This window comes from Bradyrhizobium sp., from assembly GCF_049512235.1.
Lineage (GTDB): Bacteria > Pseudomonadota > Alphaproteobacteria > Rhizobiales > Xanthobacteraceae > Bradyrhizobium.
The window spans coordinates 1-5,129 of the sequence record NZ_JBEKXH010000462.1 but is presented as its reverse complement, the minus strand read 5'-3'; the positions used below and the strand labels follow the sequence as shown (position 1 = coordinate 5,129).

Genomic DNA, 5,129 nt, shown 5'->3' with positions numbered 1-5,129 from the left:
CAATTTCTTTGCGGCGATCAGCTCGTCGAGGTTGTATCCCAGGGATTTGACGTTCTCTGCGATGTCCTGGGGACGTTCTTCGAAAGTCATGAACACGCCGGCATCATCGTACCTGAGCGCACCCTCCACCAGAAACGTCACGCCGAACAGCGTTTTTCCGCAGCCGGCGGCGCCACACAGCAGGGTCGGCCGACCGGCGGGAAGCCCACCCTCGGTGATGGCATCCAGGCCGTCGATTCCGGTCGCGGCCTTGCGAAGCTGACCATACTTGTACTGGTTATCATTCATCCGCTGTCCAGGTTCCCACAAACGCCATCGGACCTTCGCCCGTATCGCTTGCCTTTTTGTGTGTTCAGAACGCGCGCGTTCACAACGCTCGCTAGCGCTGCCGCAGCATAGCACCGAATTGCAATTCGGTGGCAAGGCTATCTGGCCTTGGCATGGTCAAAAGCGCTTATGACGCAACCCGGACATAAGCCGCGCATCTCCAAGCTCGGGTTGATCCGCAGGGCGTTCTCCGTCACCTCCTGCTTTCACAGGTGTGATGTCGGAACTAATACTTGCAATCAACGTTAACATGCGATCCCCGAGCGAAGCGGGATTTAGTCCATCAGTCAGTAGTATAAATGATCAAATCTCTCGCTGCCTTCGCGATATTTGCTGTCCTGGGAACCTTGGTGGCTGCGCCGCCCTGGTTTGCTGCAAAGGCAAAAGCCAGTGAAACTCAGGTGTTGGCAAAGTCAGATCGCCTGGAAGTCCGATCTGTTTCTCAGAAGAACTGCCTCAAACAAGTCTGGCCAAATTTCGCGACTGCCTGTTTGCACAATAGCGGTTCAGGAGCGCTGGTTGTGGAAGCTCGTCTCGTCACCGCCCGGCGCTAGGCCGACACCCTCGTCTGACAGCTTGACCTACTCGCGAGGCGAAGACCGTGGGGCGCTTCCGGCGGTTTCGGTAGGGCAAGCCGGCTGTCAAATGACCGGTCCGACAATCGCGACAGCGTTGTTCCACAACCGCCGCAGCCAGCTCCAGGCGTCCACCTCCTCAGCCGTGATCTTCCGGCACTTGACCAGGTACTGTTGCTGGCGTTCGTGCATTTCCGAGGTCGCGGCCGCATCACAGAACAGGATATTGTTCTCGTAATTCAGATCGAAGCTTCGGCGATCCATATTGGCGGAGCCGATCAAGGTGACCTCCCGGTCCACGGTCATCGACTTGGTGTGCAGCAGCCCGGCGCCGTATTCGTGAATCTTTACGCCGGCCGCCAGCAGGTCGGCGTAGTAGCTGCGGCTGGCAGCTCCCACGGCAAAGTCGTCGTTACGGGCCGGGAAGATGATCGTGGTGTCGACGCCCCGGTTGCCGGCGGCGCAGAGGGCGGCCTGCATCGCCTCGTTCGGCACGTAATAGGGGGTGGTGATGAAGAGCTCGCGCCTGGCGCTGTACATCAAGGTCTCGAACATCTCGGATGCCTCGGAGGAGCGGCCGGTCGGGCCGCTGGCCACGACCTGCGCGGGAAATCCGGGCTCCGGCAATGCGATGGGTTCGAGCAGAACCGCCCGGATGTCCTCATTGGTGTAGGCCATCCAATCGCGGGAAAAGAGATGCTGGTTTTGATGGGCGATCGGGCCGGTGAACCGCATCATTGCGTCCACCCAGGGGGCGTATTTCGCCTTGGTGGGGAATTCCGGGTCTGCGCAGTTCTGACTGCCGCAATAAGTGATGATGTTGTCGATGACGACAATCTTGCGGTGATTGCGCAGATCGATTCGCCCGGCGAACACCCGCCACAGCGGATTGCCGACCTTGAGCGCCCGGCCCAGCTTCACGCCAGCCGCCGCCATATCTCTCCACAGATCGGACTTGATGAGCAGACGCGAGCCGAGGTCGTCGACCATCGCGCGGCAGGTTACGTCACGGGCGACTGCGCGCTTGAGCGCTTCGACAATTTTCCTGCCATCGTTGTCCGGCATCCAGATGTAGAACAGCAAGTGAACGTGTTTGCCGGCGTTGTCGATATCGGCCACGATCGCGTCGATCGCAGCGTTCGAATCGGTCATCAGATGCGCATGATTGCCGCCGACGGGTTCGAAGCCGCTGATCGACTGGCCGACCTTGAACAGCGGAAGATGACGCTCGGGGATCTCGGGCCGAACTGTTGGCGCGTCGAAGCCGGGCGTACTGCTGATATCGGGCAGCGACGCGATGACGCTTTTCATGCGCTCGACGCGCTTGCGGCCGATATTGGTCTCGCCCAAAAGCAAATAAGCGACAATGCCCACGACCGGCAGCGCGAGGATAACCACGATCCAGGCGATGCGGGACGCCGGATCCCGGTGCGCGCGCAGCAGCACCCGGACGATGAAGCCGGCCTGGATCAGGATATGAAAGGCAATCAGCATGGGGGGCCCTTTACAGACGCTACCGTTCGACATCGCACCTCCGGCTGTAGAGCGTGCTTCATTCTGGTCACCGACCGAAATACGGATAACAAATTCTCGCGGCGCCAACAGACTACTCCGGTTCCCGCTCAGGGATGGCACGGAGGGCGACGGTGGCAACAGAGCCTACCTCACCGCGGAGTACGATATGAACCGTGAACCATCGCGTGCGGGAATGCCGGGTGTTACCGGTGCCCCGCTGTGAACACTCGTATGCATGTTCTCCTTTCGCACACGAGGCTGCGGGTGCCACAGGGCTCCGGCATTCCCCACGCCCCCTCGGCGTAAGGTTTTTTTACCGACTCGGGCGCCTCGCGCCGCGAGGCGAAAACGCATTTTTGGAGGTAACGTTGGTGCCCCTGGCCGGCGCCGCACTGAACGCCCAAACGCCTGAGCGGACTCATTCCGATGAAAGTCGTCTTGGTAGTGGATGTTGGAAGGATCGCTATGGCGATTGTCCTCATCCTTGAACTTCTCAAGTGAAATGGCGGGCGGTCGAAAGGCCGCCCGTTTTCTTTTTCCGAGGATGGGTGCGCAAATAGATCCGTGAGGATCGCCCGTCGTCGATGAAGCGAGAAGATCGATCGAAGCGGCGCGGCGGCAGCGTCGGTCCGGGGACCGAAGATGAAACAATTGGAGGTTGTTAACACCATGTAGTATAAAGCGCGGACTGATGGATTTGGTCCAGGCACCGGGGGTTCGGATGAGCGCATTCGAATACTGCAAGAGGTGGGCCGAGGTGTTTTCATACGTCGCCGTGGTCGTTACCGCACCACTCGCCTTGTGGGAATACAAGGACAACAACGTCAAAGAGCGCAACGAGGTTGCACACAGGGTCTATCGGGAGGTCGACGAGAAATATGTCGACTTTCTCAAGCTCTGTCTTGAGCGCACTCGGCTCGACTGTTCCAGTGTCCCGCACGGCATGCCCGAGCTTCCGCTAAGTTCAGAAGAAGTGAGGCAACAGAGCGTACTGTATGAGGTGCTGACAGATGCGTTCGAGGTAGCCTATGTCGAATATCACCCGATGGAGACTCCGCTCGATCCGGAGTTGATCAAGGCGCAATGGGACGGTTGGGACGCATACATCAAGGATTTCCTACGCCGACCTGCTTATTGCCACGTCTATCTCGATATTCGCGACACATTTGACACTCGGTTTGTTGAGTACATGAATAAGATCGCTGGCGACTGCGGGCCGGCGACGGCAGCTTCATCCCCAGCGACAACAGCCGTCAATCCGGCCAATACCAATAGCGGAGCGGCGCCGGTCGCGGCCAGAAAGTGATCGCTGCCAGCCGGGCACCCCTTGTGGGTACATGCATTCATTCTACCCAAATTCAGGAACATTTGGGAACTTTTTAGCGATCGTTTCAGGACATTCGTCGCTGGCAGACCCAGACTGCTTCGTGTTGTTGCTCATCACACAATGGAGAACATGGTCATGTTGAAAACGCATACGTATGGGGTTCCACTCTTCGCATTTGCCGGTGTATTTGCGCTTGCAGCCGCCGGCATCTCGATGGCCGACAGCGTCAAGTTTCCCGAGAGCGGCAAGGGAACTCAGAAGGAGCCCACCATAATAGGGGACAAGTCTACGCCCAAGAGGGAGCCAACCCACAGCGCGGGTGCCGTGACAACCCACAACCCAAATGTTGGACCTCTGAGGGGGCCGGAAATCCGCGAGAGCGGTATGGGCAAGCTCGAGGGTGGCGAGAAGCAAGGCGACAAGAACACCCCCAAGAGGAATCCGACATTCGCAGTGACGGCTAGGTAACTCTGCTGCGGTTGGACGGATTTTGCCCTGAAAAGGGTTCACTCACGCCATTTTACTCACGCGATTTTTGAATGCTGAAGGAGATTCCAGCGATGAAACGCACCATATCGATTCCACTCGCCCTGGCTTTGACGCTGTCGCCGACGTTCGCGTTTGCGGACTCCAAGACGTACAATTTCAATGGCTGGTTTGCTGACGAGTCCAGCGTGGCGGCAGGCGAAAATGCCTTGGGCCTTCAGGCGGCCATCAAAGTATGCCCGTCCTATGGGAACTATAGCCAGAGCTTCCAGCCCTTCACTTACACATGGACGAACTTCGTCCTCTGGACGGATTATTCGGCCGCTAACGTCAATTTCTCCGTGACCTGCACCTGGGAGCAGGTCAACCACACCTTCTCGGGCGCCTCGTTCGAAGACTATGGCAGCGTCCAGAACGGCGAGAACGCCATTCAGGGCGACTATTGGCGGAATCCGTGTGGCGGCGGCAAGCATCTGCTCACAAATATGCAATTCAATCAGTTTTCTTATACGCATACGGACTTCGGCTTTTGGCAGGACTACTCAGCGTCTGGCATAAGCGGCTCCTTCACATGTGACGAATGACGAAGGATGATTTGTTCGTGTACGGATTGCCTGCCCCCGAGGCGTGATCCAGTTTCAATGTTAGTTCAAGGGGGATTTGGCGCCACGTTTGGGTGGGACGAGCGCGCGCTTCTAAGCGCAGGCGCGCTCGCCCACTGATATCCGCGTCCGCGTTTTCGTCCGGAACTGGCGGCGATGTGGAATACTTTTTTTCGAAAATTACCGGTGTGATCGGAATCACAGGAATAACGGTGACAGTGTACTCAATTCACCTACGTTAATTGAGTACACTGTCACCGTAAGCCGGACCCGGACCGGGACCGGGTCTTAGTCAAA

6 protein-coding genes are annotated in these 5,129 nt (G+C 57.9%); 4 read left to right on the top strand and 2 right to left on the bottom strand.

Annotated elements, in window-relative coordinates; translation table 11 throughout:
* A partial coding sequence (locus ABSG20_RS29390; protein ID WP_423867969.1) for an ATPase domain-containing protein occupies nucleotides 1-288 on the bottom strand: 288 nt, incomplete at its 3' end.
* Between the two features lie 338 nt (nucleotides 289-626).
* On the opposite strand from ABSG20_RS29390, the gene ABSG20_RS29385 reads away from it, so the two are divergent.
* Nucleotides 627-881 (top strand): hypothetical protein, encoded by a 255-nt coding sequence (locus ABSG20_RS29385; RefSeq protein WP_423867968.1) that lies wholly within the window; start codon nucleotides 627-629, stop codon nucleotides 879-881.
* Between the two features lie 87 nt (nucleotides 882-968).
* Here ABSG20_RS29385 and cls read toward each other — a convergent pair whose 3' ends face one another.
* A complete protein-coding gene (cls, locus tag ABSG20_RS29380; protein WP_423867967.1) occupies nucleotides 969-2,555 on the bottom strand; it encodes a cardiolipin synthase in 1,587 nt (528 codons plus the stop codon).
* Between the two features lie 583 nt (nucleotides 2,556-3,138).
* Here cls and ABSG20_RS29375 point away from each other — a divergent pair.
* From ABSG20_RS29375 to ABSG20_RS29365, 3 genes are all read left to right on the top strand, one after another.
* On the top strand, nucleotides 3,139-3,723 hold the full coding sequence (locus tag ABSG20_RS29375; RefSeq protein ID WP_423867966.1) for a hypothetical protein: 585 nt from the start codon (nucleotides 3,139-3,141) through the stop codon (nucleotides 3,721-3,723).
* A gap of 156 nt (nucleotides 3,724-3,879) precedes the next feature.
* Entirely contained in the window at nucleotides 3,880-4,212 is a 333-nt protein-coding gene (locus tag ABSG20_RS29370) for a hypothetical protein (RefSeq protein WP_423867965.1), read from the top strand.
* 71 nt (nucleotides 4,213-4,283) lie between these two features.
* Nucleotides 4,284-4,814 (top strand): hypothetical protein, encoded by a 531-nt coding sequence (locus ABSG20_RS29365; RefSeq protein WP_423867964.1) that lies wholly within the window; start codon nucleotides 4,284-4,286, stop codon nucleotides 4,812-4,814.
* Nucleotides 4,815-5,129: the final 315 nt, after the last annotated feature.